Source organism: Arthrobacter sp. Cr_A7 (assembly GCF_029222765.1).
In the GTDB taxonomy this organism is placed as follows: Bacteria; Actinomycetota; Actinomycetes; order Actinomycetales; family Micrococcaceae; genus Arthrobacter.
This window is the reverse complement of the sequence record NZ_JARHXQ010000313.1, coordinates 1-927: the sequence shown is the minus strand read 5'-3', so window position 1 is coordinate 927 and position 927 is coordinate 1. Positions and strand designations below refer to the sequence as shown.

Here is a 927-nt window from a genome sequence, read left to right as displayed (position 1 = left end):
GCCCAACTAGTGAAAGCCAGAAATGCAGAATCTCCCTACCCATACGGCAAAAACCGAACTGCAGCTCCTTGTCCGCGGGCTGGTTTATGCCCCCGGCGACGCTTCCTATGAATCAGAAGCCGCAGCTTTCAATCTCGCCACCCGGCACACGCCGGACCTGGTCCTGGCCGCAGTCAACGCCGATGACGTCGTGGCTGCGGTCAAGTGGGCTTCTGCCCGCAACATGTCCATTTCCGTCCAGTCCACGGGCCACGGCGCCGCGAACGCCATCACTGACGGCCTCCTTATCAGCACCCGCTACATGCTGGAGCTATCCATCGATCCGGAGGAGCAGTCTGCCCGCGTTGGGGCCGGCATCCGCTGGCGCGACGTCCTCCGCGCGGCTGCACCGCACGGCCTGACCGGCCTGCACGGTTCCACCACCGACGTCGGCGTGGTCGGTTACACCCTTGGCGGCGGGCTGCCGCTCCTGGGCCGCAAATACGGCTTCGCCTCGGACCATGTCCTGGCTTTTGACCTGGTCACGCCCGACGGCGAACTGCGGCGTGTGGACGCCGTCAGCGAGCCGCGGCTGTTCTCCCTGCTTCGCGGCGGCAAGGGCAACTTCGGCATCGTCACCGCAATGGAGTTCTCTCTCTTCCCGGCCGGCCAACTGTATGCCGGCGGCATTTTTTACGACGGTGTGCATGCCAAAGACGTCCTTGCCGGCTTCAGGAGCTGGACGCGGGACCTTCCGCTGGGGGCCTCTGCATCACTGGCCTTCCTGCGGCTGCCGGACATGGAAGAGGTGCCCGCTTTCCTGCGGGGCACGTTTGTGATGCACCTGCGGTTCGCCTGGCAGGGCAGCGAAGCGGAGGGTGCCGCCCTTGTTGCTCCCATGCGGGCCGCCGCGCCGGTTCTGGTGGACGCAGTGGGACCGCTCCCTTA

The 927-nt window shown here is 65.8% G+C and carries 1 protein-coding gene; it reads left to right on the top strand.

What is annotated here, in order from left to right:
- Positions 1-22: 22 nt before the first annotated feature.
- Positions 23-927 (top strand): FAD-binding oxidoreductase (locus tag P2Q66_RS19185; protein WP_275730699.1); only part of this gene is annotated, 905 nt, incomplete at its 3' end.